The organism is Sporosarcina sp. ZBG7A (genome assembly GCF_000813425.1).
In the GTDB taxonomy this organism is placed as follows: Bacteria; Bacillota; Bacilli; order Bacillales_A; family Planococcaceae; genus Sporosarcina.
In genome coordinates this window covers 62440-79755 of record NZ_JWIB01000019.1, presented here as the reverse complement: position 1 = coordinate 79755, position 17316 = coordinate 62440, and the positions used below count along the sequence as shown (strand labels likewise).

The following is a 17316-nucleotide window of genomic DNA, read 5'->3' as shown; positions in this document are numbered from 1 at the left end:
GGGTGCGTTTGCGTTATAAGCGATCTCGTCTATATCGCAAACGGGCCAGATTCTGAAACAAATTGGTTTCGTTATCCGTATAACAGATATAAGAAATTCCAATTCAACTCGGGGGTGCCGAAATGGTAGCTGAAGTATTTCTAACCATTATTTTTGCGATTGCACTTTATGCATTTTTGATTTGGGCTTATAACTCTCCAGAAGAAGTTCTTGCACTCCGAAGAAGTAAATATCAGGAAGATGAGTTTTCTCCACGAATTCTGCGATATATTAAAGTTTTGTCTATGTTCACAATGATTGCAGCTCCCTTTGTTCTTGGAACATTGCTTTTCAAGCCAGATATCTTCGGTATAATTTTAATGCTATTTATCTTTGCTGTCGTAATTGTTGGTGCTGTTATAATGCTTAAAGCGGAGCGCCAATCTTAATCACAATCGGGGGCGTTTGTGGGAGTTCATTGGGTTGCTTAGGCAACTCTTTTTTCTTAGGGAGCAGTTTAGTTGAATAGAAGCTCTATCAAATTAATTAAATGATACTTAACCCAGTTCATGTCCAATGTTTTCAGGTTAACCTAAACTATTCACCTCCTTTACCTCGCATGCACAAAGTACGTGAAACTTAAAAAACTAATAAACTTAATAAACATATCCCTTAAAGATGTTCCTTATCCAACGGTTCGTCATTTTTTGTTGGTAGCGATTAATCATCTTTTCATTTATATTGAATATTAATAAACAACAAGGTGTTTATTAATAGGAGGGAAATGATGAAAAATAAGTTTTTTGTATTGCCATTTATTGTGGTTATGGTGTTAGGAATTGTTTTTCTATCAACAATGATTCCAACTGTTAAAATGAGCCCAAAAGATTTGCCTGTTGCTCTTGTGTCTGAAGATGCTGGAGAAATGGGCGATACCTTATTGCAGAGTTTGCAAAAGCAATTAACAGCAACGGGCATGGATATGATTAAGTTCAAAGTTTACGATTCCGTTCAATCGATGGACGAGGCGATGAAAGAACAAGAAGTGTACGGGGGATTAGTGGTGCCTGAAAATTTCTCCGCACAATTTGCTTCACTACAAACGCCTTCTCCTGAAAATCCAAAGATGCAAATCTATATTAATCAAGGAGCTAATGCAACCGTTTCGACGATGTTAACCTCTGCTTTAGATAGCACTGTTAAGCAAATGAATTCGGTCATGAGTACACAACTGCTTCAAAATATTGAGAAGGCTCAAGTACCAATTCAAGCAAGTCAAGTTACAACATTAGTTACGCCAATACAAGCTGAAACGATTCATGTAAACGCTGTAGGGGAGCTAGGATCTGCCCCAACTGCATTTTTCCAACCTCTTTGGTTTGCAAGTATTATTGGCGCTGTTTTATTGTATTTTGCTAGTACAAAGACTACTTTTAGTTCAAAGAAAGAAAAACTACAATTCCATTTAGTACAATCCATAGTTGCAATCATTTACGCATTTTTTGCTGGCTATTTTGTAACATGGTCAACAACATGGATGCTAGGTTTTTCTTTTGAGAATTTCAATACAGTCGCTTTATTTAGTTCACTTGCATGTTTAGGATTCCTATTTTTAATACTTGCAACAGTTACTTGGCTAAGTTTACCTAGCTTAGTTATCTATGTTTTACTGATGTTCTTTGGTTTACCTTTAATTCAATTGGCACCGGAAATGTTACCTGCCTTTTATCAAGATTACATTTTGCCTTGGTTACCGATGAAGTTTTTAATTAATGGTTTAAAAGATATTTTATACTTTGGCCAGGGTGTACTTAATGGCAATGGCGTTATATTAACCTGGATCGCCGTAATTTCATTTATTTTACTATGGGTAAAGCAGCTGATTGAAAAGCCTAGTCAACCGGAAGAAATAGAGACAGAAGTTATCAAATAGCACAAATAAACAGGCCACTGTATTAAAAGCAGTGGCCTGTTTTTAATGTTGTCGGTGAGCGTTCTGAAGGTTCCTCCTATCCTCCTAGCTACTTTTTTAAACCAGCAGCAAAGAAAGGACCATTCATAGTCATCGTGGATATAATGCGAGCCATCTCTTGTGGTGATTCATCTCTATCACTGTTAATCCATTGCTGTAAAACACCTATATGTGCCGATGCAACATAGGAAATTAAGTATTCAGCTGGTACTAAGAAGTTCTCCTGCTTTATCAATGGATTTTGTGGATTTTCGTTACTTTCAAAAAGTGAGTTCCATACGAACTTTTTCAACTTTGTTTGGAACGATAAGTCTCCTTTTGGCCCCAACATGGCTTTCATAAACTTTCTATTTTGATCTATATATTCAAAAATTGAAACAATAATCGTAAAAGGTGGAGTGGTCGGCGTGCTTGCTTCTATGTCTGCAAGGATATTCGGATAATTTTTTATGATTCTGTCAGCCATTTCTTGCATAAATTCTTCCTCACATTTGGTCAGTAAATCATACTTATCCTGATAATGAGCGTAAAAGGTTCCGCGGTTGATCTTTGCTCTCGTTGTTAGATCTTTAACCGTAATAGCCTCAAAACCTTTTTCTTCTATCAAATCGATCAATGCTTCCCGGATAGCTTCTTTTGTACGAACTACACGTAAATCCGTATTTAGTTCCCGCATTCTATTCCCCTCCTAATTTTTTCCCAACACATTCGAAAAAGGTGTTGGTTAAACGACACATCCATTATTTCTGCTTATTGATAAGTATTTTATCCATGATTATAATTTGAAGTGTAATAAAACAACACGTTGTTCATAATTATAACTGAAATTTATGGGTAATTGAAGTAAATATTTTTAAGAACAAGTTCAAGAGAATTTTATCTATCCGGACAATTACGAAAAATAACATCTGCTCGCCTACTGTATAGATTTTTTAGACTAGTGAAATAGTAATTATACATACGCAACAGTATGTTCGAAATGGGTTGTATTAAAACGATCGTATAGCTAACATGGCTAAATTTCTTATAGATACGAGGAGTGAGAAAATGACGGTGATTTCATTACAGCATGTCACAAAGGATTATGGACATGGTCGGGGGATTTTTGACGTTTCATTCAATGTTGAAAAAGGCAGTGTATATGGCTTTTTAGGGCCAAATGGAGCTGGGAAAACGACAGCCATTCGTCACATTATGGGATTTTCAAAACCACAACAAGGTATCGTAACGGTGAATGGTCTAGATAGTTGGACAAATGCCAGTACCATCCAAGAAAAACTCGGCTATTTACCTGGTGAAGTAGCATTGCCGGAAAATTTAACAGGTGAGCAATTCATTCAAATGATGATGGATTTACGAAAAGTTAAAGATGATACGAATTGTAAAAAGCTAATTGAATTCTTTGAGCTTGAAGCTTCAGGGAAGATAAAACGTATGTCACTTGGTATGAAAAGAAAATTAGCGATTGTTTCGGCATTCATGCATGATCCAGATGTACTCGTACTAGATGAGCCAACAAGTGGTTTAGACCCAATTATGCAGCAACGCTTTATCGATTTCGTTAAGGAAGAGAAAAAGCGTGGCAAAACAATTTTACTTTCAAGTCATATATTTACTGAGGTCGACTCAACGTGTGATGAAATTTCAATTATTAAAGATGGACACTTGATTTCTTCATTCAACAAACAAGAACTTTTAAAAATGACAGAAAAGATCTTTACTCTGAAAGTCCAAAATGAAATGCAATATAAGCAACTTGTACAGAAGATTGAATCGAATGAAGCTTTCAATCTACTCCTTAAAAATGATCAAACAAATGATCTACAAATAGGCTGTTATCCAAGTGATTTATCAAAGCTCATCAAAATACTAGCCGATTTTCCTATATCAAGTTTCAACGAAGTGCCGTTTAGTTTAGAAAAGCATTTCATGGAATTTTACGATCGACGTGTAGGAGGGGAATTACCATGGCAATGATTGAATTACAAAATGTAATGAAAGATTACGGAGATAATCGTGGTATTTTTAATATCAATCTTTCAATTGAATTAGGTGAAGCCTTTGGATTCATCGGTACAAACGGAGCAGGCAAAACAACGACGATTCGCCATCTAATGGGGTTTTTAAAACCGAATAGCGGAACTGTAAAAATTAAAAACCGTGATGCGTGGCATGATGCTGCGGAAACTAAGCAATGGGTTGGCTACATTCCAGGAGAAATTGCCTTTCCTGATGTGAAAACTGGCTGGCAGTTCATCCATCAACAAGCAGAGCTATTGCAACTAACAGATTTAAGCTTTGCCAACCAATTAATTGAAAGACTTCAACTTGATCCTTCGGTCAATATTAAACGTATGTCAAAGGGAATGAAACAAAAAACCGCGATTGTAGTTGCATTGATGGCCGACCCTCCAATTCTAATTTTAGATGAGCCTACAACAGGACTGGACCCTTTAATGCGTGCGAAATTTATAGAAATCATCAAAGAGGAAAAAGCGAAAGGCAAAACGATTTTTATGTCGAGCCATATGTTCGAAGAAATCGAGGAAACTTGTGATAAAGTGGCGATGATTAAAGATGGTAAGATCATTACAATTAAGTCCATTTCAACAATTATGTCAAATAAAAATCAACAGTTTATCATCGAGTTTAGTAATGAGCAGGAATGTAGTCGTTTTATGCAAGAGCAGATTGATTCGGTGGCTATTAGTAATACAACTGTATCTGTTAATATTGATAATCAACCATTAAATAAATTTTTAGCTATCTTATCAACGTATCAATTCGACAATTTAACAGAACAAAAACATACACTTCAAGATCAGTTCTATAACTTATATTCAGGAGGACAATCTAATGATTAATGGTACAATTTTTAAACAAACTTTACGCACAAATGTAAAGCTTTGGCTAATGTTTACGATTGTTTTATCTATATTACAAGTAGTTATGATCGCTGTATTTGATGCTAGTACATTAAACGATGTTGGTCATTTAGTAGAGGGTACAGCACTAGCAGGGATGCTTGGAAAAACGTCATTACTAGGTATGCTTTCTTCAACATTTTATTCAATTCATGGTGTCATATTCCTGATTATTTTCGTCATTATGACAGCAAATAGTTTAATTGCCTCACAAGTGGATCGTGGGTCAATGGCATACTTATTATCAACGCCAACAAAACGTTCTACAATTATTATTACACAAGCTTTTTACCTTATTATAGCTTTAGTTGTCATGTTCATCATGGAAACAGCTGCGGGCATTGCAACAATTCAAGTGTTCCAATCTGAAGCAGATATTGTGATCGCTGATTTTGTTATGCTAAATGTTGGTTTATTTTTATTAATGTTTGCCATTAGCGGTATCTCATTCTTTTTCTCAAGCTATTGCAACTTAACGAAAAACTCGCTTGCATTTGGTGCAGGTATTCCGATTGCCTTCTTTTTATTCCAGTTGTTAAGTTCAGTTGACGAAAGCCTTAATGTTCTAAGCAACTTTACAATTAATGCATTATTTGATACAACTGCTATTCTAGAAGGCGAAAACTATTGGTGGAAGTTGCTCGTTCTTTTAGGTATTGGCGTAGTTCTTTATATAGCGAGTCTTCAAGTATTTAAACGAAAAGACCTTCCGCTATAATCTTCATAAGTCAAAAACGAGGATACGAATCATTAATTCGTATCCTCGTTCTTTGGTGTTTGTTTCAAAAAAGGAATAGGATATATAAAAGTTTTCAAAAAAAATTTGGAATAATATTTATAGTGAATGGACAGTTGTGAAATTATGCACTTAAACTAACGGGTGCGTTTGCGTTATAAGTGATTTCGGCTATATCGCAAACGGGTCAAGATTATGGAGGGGTATATATGACGAATTTTATTGATGATCTAGCTGGAGCTATCTACGATGTCTTTAAGTTTATTCTCATGTGTATTTGTTATATTGTTGCTGGGATGTTAATTGTCGGAGTGCCACTTTATCTAATAACATTAATATTTAGCATGTTTCATTAACGGGTGCAAAACAGTTATTTAAATGTGCTTAAGAGAAACTTTGTGCTCGTCATAATTGCAGCGATTTTACAAATAACTTTAAGTGTCGTTATTCAATGAGGGGTGCTTTCGCGAATTAGGCAAGCACCTGTATCGCTTAAAAGAGTTAAATGAAAGGTAAGGTAAATATGCCTATAATCAAACACGATATATTTATCAATGCACCTATCAATGTATGTTTTGACCTTGCAAGAAACGTAGGCGTACATACTGAAACTACTGCTAAAACTAAGGAAAAGGCCGTAGGTGGGGTTACGCAGGGGTTTTTAGAAAAGGACGATACTGTAACCTGGGAAGCTACTCACTTTGGTATTAAACAAAAGCTGACAGCAAAAATAACTCATATGGAAAAGCCTACTGTGTTTGTTGATAGTATGGTTAAAGGAGCTTTTCGATCTTTTACACATACCCATCAATTCGTAGAAGAAAATGGTGGGACTCTAATGATTGATAAATTTGAGTATAGGTCACCTTTTGGTCTAATTGGTATTATTGCAGACAAATTATTTTTGAAAAAGTATATGACTGATTTTATAAGATATCGTGCCAAAGAACTAAAAAGGATTGCAGAAATGTAAATCAGCTTATCCAATTATCGGGGGCGATTGAAGAATAACCTAAAACATAAAGTTCTTACTTTATTCTATTGCTGATACGAGGATAAGTCGAGTTAATAAAAAGCGAGGGGCAGAGGCCTCCTCTTTTGATGTATAGTACTCAAGTTTAATTTTGTCTTTATAATATGATTGAATAATTTTGAATTTTATAAGTAGGTATACAAACACCATGCAAAGCACTGGTACATAAAGCTTCGTCCATGTCCTCCTGGTGCGTAATCAATAGGATGATAAAGCCCATGGATAACAAGTTTAAAGAGGGTAAGTAAAACCATCAACATTCGGAAAAAACATATTATTCTCTTTTTAGTCTTAAAACTAAATTTTGACCGTATGCCTTCTAATTATTAGATTAGAAGGTTTTTTGGTGTCTAAAAGGTCGGTTCTATAACAAACGAATCCAACTCAAAATCTATATAATTGCTCATACTTAACAGATAATATAGCGTGGGATTGTTCCATTTCCTCTTTTCGCTTGAGATAGTAGATTAACCGGGTCTCCCTACATTTTTATATTCGATTTTGTGATCTAGGACTATATTTTATCTAATATAGATAAGAATTATAGCAAGCTATATCTAGTATGTTTACATAGAATAAATTGTAGACAGCAGATAGACGAGCAGTATTAAGTAATTGCTGAAAAAGAATTGTTTAATAATAGGGGGTGCTGCGTGTTAAATTTGAATCCAGATCAATTTATTTTGAAACCTGTATTTGCCACGATTCATTGTGAACCAAGCTGGCAATGGAAAAAAAGAGATAAAACCTTCCCTAATTATGGTGTATTTTATGTTTGGAGCGGGGAAGGAACATTGGTACTGAACGGTAAGCCGTATGATGTACAAAAAGGACACTGTTTTCTATTTAAACATGGAGAAGTTATATCAGCTACGCACAAACCCCAAAATCCTCTCGTAATAACCTATATTCATTTTGACGTGACTGAAACACCACAAATGATGCCTACCGTCCATAGGGTATTTGCAAATCCGATCAACTTTGAATCGCTCTTAACTCGATACGTTCGCTTGCTATTAGTGAAGACATTTGGAATGGAAATCGAGGCAAAGCTCATTTTAAAGCAACTCATGATTCACCTATTGCGGGAAGCTGAAGAACAGGTAGAAGAAAGGGCTAATGCGAGTGATAGCTTGCTGGAAATTATCCGGGGAATGGCCAACTATATACAACAGCATCCCGGGGAACAACATTCGATAGAAAGTTTAGCAGCTCGTGCCCACCTTTCTCCAAGATATTTTTCTCGGATGTTTAAACAGATCATGGGCCATACAGTTAAAACCTTCATTGTTCGTTCGCGAATTGAACGGGCGGAACATTTACTCCAATATGCAGGGTTGACAGTGACAGAGACTGCGTGTGTCCTTGGTTATATCGATGTCCATTTTTTTAGCAGACAATTTAAAAAGTACACAGGTAAAAATCCTTCTGAAATTCGTTGATCACACCGGGCTCCCATGCCTGGTTTTTTTATTGCAACTTTTTAGTACTGCCAAAAAGTTCAAATATTTAATCGGTTGGTCTAAATCAAATTCACCTTAATATTGATAATATACAAGTAGAAAATGAATTTAAGCTGTCGAAGAGATTCCAAATACAAAACATATACACAGTACACAAATGGCCTGTAAGATCCTTAGTTTGAACACGATGCTTGCAGACTGCGTTATTGATGAAAATAATCTTACTCCAATTTTAGCTGTAGACTACCGATTTAATCCGACTAAAAATACTGTTTTAGTCTGGGTATGGTTTATGTAGCTAAGATATTTCAACAAAAATGATTGAAAAGCGGCATGCTCTTAGAATGCAATAAATACATCACGAATAAGACGGCTTGAATGCTTAGGAGGTATGGATATGTCAACTGATTATATACAACAACTGTTTGCAGACCGTATAGGTGGTCCTCAATTTGGATTGGAGGAAGAAACCTATAAGTTCGAAAAAATAAGGAGAGCCAAAAAAGAGGCATTGCAGGCAAATCCTCATATGGAATTGATCGACCTTGGTGTTGGCGAACCTGATGCAATGGCAAATGAAGCAGTTGTGAAAATATTGGCGAAAGAAGCAATGAAACCTGAAAATCGTATGTATGCGGATAATGGGATTATTGAGTTTAAGCAAGCTGCGGCAAATTATATGAAACATGTATTTGGTGTGGATGATCTCAATCCGGAAACAGAGATCACCCATACGATTGGAGTAAAGACGGCCCTCGCGCTGTTTCCTGCAGCCTTCATTAACCCTAGCGATATTACACTTATGCCTTCGCCTAGTTATCCTATTTTAGGTACTCATACAAAATATTACGGAGGAGAAGTTGTCCATCTGCCGCTATTGGAGGAAAATTCATTTCTGCCAAAACTAGATTCATTGGATGAAAGTATTCTAAAAAAAGCGAAGCTACTCTACTTGAATTATCCGAACAACCCGACAGGAGCTGTAGCAAATGAGGAATTTTTTAAGGAAGTAGTTCAATTTGCAAAGAAAAACCAATTGATTGTTGTGCACGATGCGGCTTATGCTGCTCTTGTTTTTGAGGATGAAAAGCCGTTAAGCTTTCTTTCTGTCCCAGGGGCGAAGGAGGTTGGAATCGAGCTTCATTCATTATCCAAATCATTCAATATGACAGGCTGGCGCATTGGTTTTCTAGCAGGGAATTGGAAGCTTATCAAAGCATTTATGAATGTGAAGGACAATAGTGACTCTGGTCAATTTATTGCCATACAAAAAGCGGCGGCATATGCCCTTTCTCATCCAGAAATTACAGAACAGATTGCAGTGAAGTATTCGCGTCGACAAGAAATGTTGGTTAAAGCATTACAGGAGTGCGGCTTCAATGTTGAAAGACCCAAAGGTTCATTTTTCTTATATACAAAGATACCAAAAGCGATCGCAAACGGTCCGCAATTTCAGTCAGCGGAAGAGTTTAGCCACTATTTAATACGTGAACATTTAATATCCAGCGTTCCGTGGGATGATGCCGGCAACTATGTGCGATTTTCAGTCACGTTTCAAGCAGAAGGCGTGAGGGAGGAAGAGCGTGTAATCGATGAGATCAAAGTAAGGCTGAGTTCATCCAAGTTCATCTTTAAAAAAAGGGGGGGAGAAGTTGTTTACTAAAATGCATGGATTGGGGAACTCCTTTGTAATTTTCAATCAATTAGATGTTGCAAAAGAGTACCAAGATTATAGTCAACTTGCACAAGTAGTTTCTAATGTAAATTTCGGTATAGGGTCTGACGGCATCATTCTAATAGGCTCTTCGGACATAGCAGACTTTCGGATGAGAATTTTTAACGTGGATGGATCGGAAGGGAAGAATTGCGGCAACGGTTTACGATGTGTAGCAAAGCTTCTATATGATCAAAAGTACGCGACAACATCTTCTTTTACCATTGAAACGTTGGGTGGTGTAATGAGTGTTGAGGTGGAGGCGGATCAAAAAAAGCAGGTGCAGTATGTAACTGTCGATATGGGGGAGCCCGAATTACTTAAAAATAAAATACCGATGCAAGGTGATCCATGCACGGTAGCTGTAAACGATCCACATTCTTTTGAAGAGGATGTCTATCACCTGACTTGTGTATCCATGGGTAATCCCCATGCCATCATATTTGCAGATGATGTGAAAAAAGTACCGTTAGAAAAAATAGGGCCCATAGTTGAATGCTCAGATTTGTTTCCAGAACGAACAAATGTCGGCTTTGTTACTGTGAAAAACAGCCAAGAAATTGAGTATCGAGTGTGGGAACGGGGATCCGGCATGACGATGGCTTGCGGAACAGGCGCTTGTGCTGCAGTAGTGGCTGCTACATTAAACGGTATGTTGGATAGGGATCTTCCGATAACAGTTCACCTCCCCGGAGGAGACTTGACAGTAAGATGGGATGAACATGGCCGCGTGTGGAAAAGAGGAGAAGCAACATATATTTGCCACGGAGAATTGATGACTTACACCAATAAGTTCAGTTCGATGATCAATGAAAACGAAGAGTAAAGAAAAACGGGGGTTATAACTATGAACAGTCAATCTATTATAGAGTTGGCAAAGGAGCAATCTGTAAGGTACATTCGCCTACAATTTACGGACTTATTCGGAACGATTAAAAATGTTGAGATCCCAATCAGTCAGTTGCCAAAAGCACTCGATAACAAAATGATGTTTGATGGCTCATCAATTGAAGGGTTTGTAAGTATCGAAGAATCTGATATGTATTTATACCCGGATTTAGATACATTTATTGTCTTACCTTGGACAGCGGAAAAAGGGAAAGTTGCACGTCTCATCTGTGATATTCATCATCCAGATGGAACGCCATTTGCAGGTGATCCTCGCAGTAATCTAAAAAGAATTTTGACCGAAATGAAAGAACTTGGGTTTACGGATTTTAATGTTGGACCGGAACCGGAATTCTTCCTATTTAAACTGAATGACAAGTGTGGCCCATCACTGGAATTGAATGATCATGGCGGTTATTTTGATGTTTCACCAATTGACTTAGGAGAAGCCTGCCGTCGTGATATCGTGTCTGAACTGGAAGAAATGGGGTATGAGATTGAGGCTTCCCACCATGAAGTAGCACCTGGCCAACATGAAATTGACTTTAAATACCAAAGTGCCTTAAAAGCCTGTGATGATATTCAAACCTTTAAACTTGTAGTGAGAACCGTTGCCCGTAAACATGGGTTGCACGCAACATTTATGCCTAAACCGGTATTTGGCATAAACGGATCTGGAATGCATTGTAACTTGAGCTTATTCAAAAAAGACCAAAATACTTTTTATGATGCAGACGGTTCGCTAGAAATAAGTGATACTGCAAGAAATTTTGTGGCAGGAATTCTGAAGCATGCACAGGCTTTTACTGCAATAACAAATCCTACGGTTAATTCCTACAAAAGGCTAGTTCCTGGGTATGAGGCTCCATGTTATGTGGCTTGGTCAGCAAGAAACAGAAGTGCACTAATTAGAATTCCTGCATCACGTGGAATGAGTACGCGTGTAGAAGTTCGTAGTGTGGATCCTGCCGCAAATCCATATTTGGCTATGGCTGTCCTATTAGCTGCGGGATTGGATGGTATAAAAAATGAGTTAACACCTCCTGAAACAATCAACCAAAATATCTATGTGATGTCAAAAGAGCATCGCGAAAAGTGTGGAATCATTGATTTACCGGCTAATTTAGATGAGGCACTCAACAATTTAAAAGCGGATGAAGTGATGACTCACGCACTAGGTAGACATTTGTTGAACCGGTTCATTGAAGCAAAACAAATCGAATGCGATAGGTATAGGATACAAGTTCACTCATGGGAACGCGATCACTACTTGTAGTAGTACGAATGAATAGAAGAATGGTGGAAAAATTTAACGAGAAGGAGTAAACGCATATGTGTGGAATAACGGGTTGGATTGATTGGCATCAAGATTTGACACAGCAAGGTTCCATTGTGGAAAAGATGACAAATACATTGGCGAAACGAGGTCCGGATGCTTCGAATATATGGAGTTCGCGTCATCTGTTACTTGGTCACAGACGGCTTGTAGTTGTCGACCCTGCTGGAGGTAAACAGCCGATGGTAATAGAAAAAAACAATCATACTTTTACGATCGTATATAATGGTGAGCTCTATAATACAGAAGAAATAAGAAAGGAATTATTGAAGAGGGGGCACTCTTTTCAGTCTTATTCCGATACGGAAGTGTTATTAACGGCATATATCGAGTGGAGAGAAGATTGCGTAAAGCATCTAAATGGAATTTTTGCTTTTGCTGTTTGGGATCAACACCGGGAGCAGCTTTTTATGGTAAGAGATCGCCTAGGTGTCAAACCTCTGTTTTACCGTGAAGAAAATGGATCGCTCTTGTTTGGTTCGGAGATTAAAGCCATACTGGCACATCCTAAAGTGAAAACGGAGGTGGACCGGGATGGTTTGCAGGAAGTGTTTGGGTTAGGGCCTTCTCGAACGCCCGGTCATGGTGTTTTTCGGGGCATTCATGAACTTCGACCAGCCCATGCACTGACTTTTAATCGAAATGGAATGAAAATTTGGCGTTATTGGAATGTAGAGAGCAGAAAGCATCATCATTCGTTAGAAGAGACGGCCGAACAAGTAAAAATCCTTGTTAAGGATGCCGTTGAGCGCCAGTTAGTTGCAGATGTACCTGTTTGTACCTTCCTATCTGGAGGAATAGATTCGAGTGCGATTAGTTCATTTGCTTCGGAATTCTTTAAAAAAGAGGGACGCGATACCCTTCGGACGTACTCCATTGACTATGAGCAAAACAATCAACATTTCAAAGCGAGCTCCTTTCAGCCTGATCAAGATGAGCCATGGATACAAAAAATGCAACAATATTTGGGGTCTATTCATCACTCGGCTATTATAAAAAATGATCAGCTCGCAAATTTGTTGGAAGACGCTGTAATGATGAGAGATTTGCCTGGCATGGCGGATGTAGACTCCTCATTGTTATGGTTTTGCGAACAGATAAAACAAGATTATACCGTTGCTTTATCTGGTGAGTGTGCAGATGAAATCTTTGGCGGATATCCATGGTTCTATAAAGAAGAATCGCTAAATGGAAAGGGGTTTCCGTGGATACGCTCCCAATCGGAAAGACAGCAGCTGTTGCTTCCACATTGGCAAAAGAAGCTCGATTTAGAAGGGTATGTGAGGGACCGTTATAACGAAACGATAAGGGAAGTGCCTCATCTAGGAGGAGAAACCCAAATAGAAATGCGACGCCGGGAAATGTCATATTTAAATATGATTTGGTTTATGTCTACGCTTCTAGAGCGAAAAGATCGCATGAGTATGGGATCGAGTTTAGAAGTAAGGGTTCCATTCGCTGATCACCGCATCGTTGAATATGCCTGGAACATACCATGGGAAATGAAAATGTTGAACGGTCAAGAAAAAGGGATATTACGAAAGGCTTTAGACGGAGTACTGCCAAATGAAATTCTTTATCGGAAAAAAAGTCCATATCCAAAAACACATCATCAAATCTATATGCAACTCGTTAAAACTAAGTTGAATAACATCCTAGACAATAAGACATCCCCACTACTAGAACTCGTATCAAAACAAAAAGTCAAAGACATCCTCGATTCAGACGGCTCCTCGTTTAAAGATCCTTGGTTCGGGCAACTTATGACTGGCCCCCAACTCATTGCCCACCTAGCCCAAATAAATATGTGGCTAGAAAATTACAGCATAAATATCATTGATAACTAGTCTTCCGGGGTGCATTACTCACACACATATATGCAAGTTTTACCGAATAATAACACGACGGCAGACTAGAGACTTCTAAATAGAGTGTAGGTGTTTTTCAGCATAATTTTTTTAAAAGATGATCTGTTCCAATGCGTTCTGTTGAACAGACTTTCGACTGAAATTTCACATTCTAAAGGTTTTACACAAGCATTATAAAAAACACCTCAAACCCTTCAAAAATAGGGGATTGACGTGTTTTTTGCTTATTGAACAATGCGTTAGAACATAATTCTACTCACATACTAACGATCAATATTCGTCCTGTTGAGTCTCACCTTGTCAAAGAGTACGAATGATGGTGAGTTTATCCTGGATCGGAGTCCTTGGTCTAGCTTCAGGGATGTTATCAGGATATCGGATTTGTAGTAACCCAATTAGCTTTTCGTTCGGGTTTAAAATATGAGGTTTAATAATTTTTTGAAAAATCAAGCTAAATAAATTACCAAATATTACATCTATGTATATAAATATTGAAATGGTATATTGATTACGTTGTTTACAATTTGATTACATTTTGTTTACACTATGTTTCAATATTTATTCATTCTACTAGTTTTATGGCATGCACGGACAGCAACCCAGTCCAAAAAGAAAGGATTTGAAAAAAATGCTGAATCTGTACACGGTCAATCTTGCAGAGAATAAGGCAGGTAATTTAGTGGGGGAATGGATTTCGCTTCCAACAGAAAAAGAAACGATTGATGCTCATCTGAATGCAGTGCTGGGGATTAATAAGGGAATACTCATTCATGATTATGAAAGTTCCTTTCCTATTGAGGTTGGTGAATACGATGACATCTATGAGTTAAACCGTATAATGCAGTATCTTGAAAGGGTTGCAGAATCAGAAAGACAAATCATCGCCCTGATAGCCAAAACTAAAAGACTGGAATTGGAACAGGTCATACAAGTACATCAAGATGGCAAGTATATGGCTTTCAATTGTCATAGTTTGAATGAACTTGGACACTATCTTAATGACGAAGGTTTTCTCTCCTATGAAATTCCTAAAGAAGTCGTGGATTTCGTTGATATGGAAAAACTCGCAGCCAATTGGTTAAGTACGGGTGAATACATAGACTTATCCGATATTGGTTATTACATTACATATTGAAGATTCTACACCAACACACACGCAGAATAGTGGACTTATAACATGACTAATAAACAATCAAAAGCAAGAATCAAGATTGTTCAGTAAAAATATGCCCTAATAAATAGATGGTGGTTTGTCAGGTTTATCCTTTCAAATCACCATTTTTTTATGTAATAAGAAACAGTAAGAAAAACATAAAGACAACATAGAGTTGTGAAGATTGCTTGTGATATACAGGCAATAACTCATGTACTTTTATTAGATTTAAAACCTTATATTGGGGATTTATCTACACTTTAAAAAACGCGTAGGTCATTTAATCTACAAGGTCCACCTTCAAATTTCCTACACCTATATCGATGTCTAATTCGATACTTGTTTCACTATTTTCATACGCCTCGTTTATATATACGTTATTACCTTGTGCGATAAAATCTTTCATTTCAAGTTTTCCAAGTCCCTTATCTATACTCAGTTTAATGCCGGTCTGTTTTGGCATACGTAGTGTCATCTTTCCAACACCTATATCAATATTCCCCTGAAGATTATTCTGCCATTCGCCCCCTAAGTCTATTGTTGAATCACTGACGCCGCCATCGATTGTCAATTTGTTCAGTTGAATTTCATTTAAGTTCAATGTCGCCTTAGAAACTCCCATGTCAACATCCAAGTCAATAGGAATATCATTGTTGAGTTGAATGTCCCAATGATTATTTTGATTGCTTCTATTGACTGTGAAAACTTTGGATTCTGCTTTGATTGTTAGAACACCCTTGTCTCCTTTTTTATCAAACTTTACCTTAGGAAGAGACTTTTTGTTTTTGTAATCAAAACTAGCGTCTAACCAGTTTGTGGAACCACCTTGAATCTCTAAATTACCTGCGTCAAAATTGATGTTCACTGATAATGACTTTGCATTATTTTTTGGTATCGTGACTTCTTTTTCTGTCGAAGTGACAAAGAACCACTTATATCCAAGTATGCATAGGGTAATTACCAATCCTGCGATTAACACAGCCAATAACGATTTCTTCATAGTTCATACTCCTTTTAAGTAGATTCAATTTTTATCTTCTGTTCGATTTTACAGTCAATTCTGTAAACTCACAATTACTAGCAGGGAAAGGCAAATTGTAGATATCATTATGGGAATCAGGACTCTCGGAATCAGAATCTATTATTTCATATTATACTGATAGAAAGTATCTGAAAGTATAAAAAGTTGCATGATTCAGTTAGAAGTGATTTTATCATTGTTAATGGATAGTTATGCAGCTTTTTAAAGCTTTGTTATACTTGCAGTGTAGTGATAGTTGAACATCGTACGGACTATTTCCTGGGGGGATAAAACATGTCGAACAATCGATCGTACAGAAATTATGATGAAAAAGGGTATCCCGAACTTCATCTGGGGTATGCGGATGTGATCTTACTCGGGCAATGGGAAGGATTATCCAATGCGTTGTATTCGTTACACAAAGGAGAAAATTTATGGGTTCAATTTAACTTAGATACAGATGTTGGAGTAGTTGAAAAATATACGCTTTTAAATGGAACTGTTGAAATATTATATGAAGGAATACGTCGTGATTTTCAACTGGGAGAAACCATTGACGCATCACAGTATGAAAAAATTATTTTATTTCACGCTTTGTCGGATGCGGAAATACTTATTAAAACCACAGTTGAAATTTTCGAACCTGACTTTTTTGAAACACAAGTTTTACAAGAAGAAGCGGATGCAATTGAAAAACTGGACGGCTATACATATATGCACTGCAATCGAATCAAGAACTACTCTATTGAAGTATGGACGGAACTCGATATGCCGAAGAATCTTTTGCAGACACTAAGATGGGGAGCTTATTTTCATGACATTGGTAAACTCACGGTGCCTTTAGAAATACTTAACAAGCCAGGGTCATTGACAGCTGAAGAATGGGATATTATGAAAGCTCATACAATTGAGGGTGCTAAAATGATGCGTAATCACAAAGTGGACATGCTAAGGAAATCAGCCTTCATTGTAGAACAACATCACGAACGGTATGACGGTAAAGGGTATCCCTTTGGACTGAAGGGTGACGAGATATCACTGGAAGCATCGATTGTTAGCGTTGTAGATTCGTTTGACGCAATGACAACGGAACGTGCTTACAAAAAAGCATTACCCACCAAAGATGCTATTCAAGAACTAGTGGCGGGTAGGGGAACACAGTTCAATCCGAAAGCTGTGGATGCATTCCTTGCTGTGCTGGAGAAAAAGCAAAATAGATGGAAGTAACC

At 37.4% G+C, this 17316-nt stretch carries 15 protein-coding genes; 13 read left to right on the top strand and 2 right to left on the bottom strand.

Features of this window, described 5'->3' with window-relative positions; genetic code table 11:
- Positions 1–122 precede the first annotated feature (122 nt).
- Positions 123–428 carry a hypothetical protein gene (locus RL70_RS08315; RefSeq protein ID WP_039042951.1) on the top strand — a complete coding sequence of 102 codons (306 nt, stop codon included), beginning with the start codon at positions 123–125 and terminating at the stop codon, positions 426–428.
- Positions 429–766: 338 nt separating this feature from the next.
- Positions 767–1912, top strand: coding sequence for a YhgE/Pip domain-containing protein (locus RL70_RS08310; RefSeq protein ID WP_039042950.1), 1146 nt, complete (start codon positions 767–769; stop codon positions 1910–1912).
- Between the two features lie 88 nt (positions 1913–2000).
- On the opposite strand, the gene RL70_RS08305 is transcribed toward RL70_RS08310, so the two are convergent.
- A complete protein-coding gene (locus tag RL70_RS08305; protein WP_039042949.1) occupies positions 2001–2627 on the bottom strand; it encodes a TetR/AcrR family transcriptional regulator in 627 nt (208 codons plus the stop codon).
- Between the two features lie 371 nt (positions 2628–2998).
- Here RL70_RS08305 and RL70_RS08300 point away from each other — a divergent pair, with 371 nt between their 5' ends.
- The 10 genes from RL70_RS08300 (at position 2999) to RL70_RS17285 (ending at position 15048) form a co-directional block, all read left to right on the top strand.
- Positions 2999–3928 carry an ABC transporter ATP-binding protein gene (locus RL70_RS08300; protein WP_039042948.1) on the top strand — a complete coding sequence of 310 codons (930 nt, stop codon included), beginning with the start codon at positions 2999–3001 and terminating at the stop codon, positions 3926–3928.
- Positions 3919–4815: an ABC transporter ATP-binding protein gene (locus tag RL70_RS08295; protein ID WP_039042947.1), complete on the top strand. Its 897-nt coding sequence runs from the start codon at positions 3919–3921 to the stop codon at positions 4813–4815. Before RL70_RS08300 ends, RL70_RS08295 begins: the two co-directional genes overlap by 10 nt.
- Positions 4808–5593 (top strand): ABC transporter permease subunit, encoded by a 786-nt coding sequence (locus RL70_RS08290; protein WP_039042946.1) that lies wholly within the window; start codon positions 4808–4810, stop codon positions 5591–5593. The genes RL70_RS08295 and RL70_RS08290 overlap by 8 nt, the downstream gene beginning before the upstream one ends.
- Before the next feature lie 541 nt (positions 5594–6134).
- Complete coding sequence (locus RL70_RS08285; protein ID WP_039042991.1) at positions 6135–6584, top strand: SRPBCC family protein; 450 nt, start codon at positions 6135–6137, stop codon at positions 6582–6584.
- A 713-nt stretch (positions 6585–7297) separates the two neighbouring features.
- A complete protein-coding gene (locus tag RL70_RS08280) occupies positions 7298–8086 on the top strand; it encodes an AraC family transcriptional regulator (protein WP_039042945.1) in 789 nt (262 codons plus the stop codon).
- 412 nt (positions 8087–8498) lie between these two features.
- Entirely contained in the window at positions 8499–9770 is a 1272-nt protein-coding gene (locus RL70_RS08275; RefSeq protein ID WP_369795215.1) for an LL-diaminopimelate aminotransferase, read from the top strand.
- Position 9771: 1 nt separating this feature from the next.
- Positions 9772–10647: a diaminopimelate epimerase gene (gene dapF / locus RL70_RS08270; protein ID WP_039042990.1), complete on the top strand. Its 876-nt coding sequence runs from the start codon at positions 9772–9774 to the stop codon at positions 10645–10647.
- Between the two features lie 21 nt (positions 10648–10668).
- A complete protein-coding gene (gene glnA / locus RL70_RS08265; RefSeq protein WP_039042943.1) occupies positions 10669–11985 on the top strand; it encodes a type I glutamate--ammonia ligase in 1317 nt (438 codons plus the stop codon).
- Between the two features lie 56 nt (positions 11986–12041).
- Entirely contained in the window at positions 12042–13892 is a 1851-nt protein-coding gene (gene asnB / locus RL70_RS08260; RefSeq protein WP_039042942.1) for an asparagine synthase (glutamine-hydrolyzing), read from the top strand.
- Positions 13893–14541: 649 nt separating this feature from the next.
- Positions 14542–15048 (top strand): antirestriction protein ArdA, encoded by a 507-nt coding sequence (locus RL70_RS17285; protein ID WP_052245863.1) that lies wholly within the window; start codon positions 14542–14544, stop codon positions 15046–15048.
- Positions 15049–15346: 298 nt separating this feature from the next.
- Here the strand turns inward: RL70_RS17285 and RL70_RS08250 are convergent, their stop codons facing one another.
- A complete protein-coding gene (locus RL70_RS08250) occupies positions 15347–16066 on the bottom strand; it encodes a toast rack family protein (protein ID WP_039042941.1) in 720 nt (239 codons plus the stop codon).
- 315 nt (positions 16067–16381) lie between these two features.
- On the opposite strand from RL70_RS08250, the gene RL70_RS08245 reads away from it, so the two are divergent.
- The gene (locus tag RL70_RS08245; RefSeq protein WP_052245862.1) at positions 16382–17314 is read left to right on the top strand and encodes an HD-GYP domain-containing protein; all 933 of its coding nucleotides are present in this window, start codon (positions 16382–16384) and stop codon (positions 17312–17314) included.
- Positions 17315–17316 lie beyond the last annotated feature (2 nt).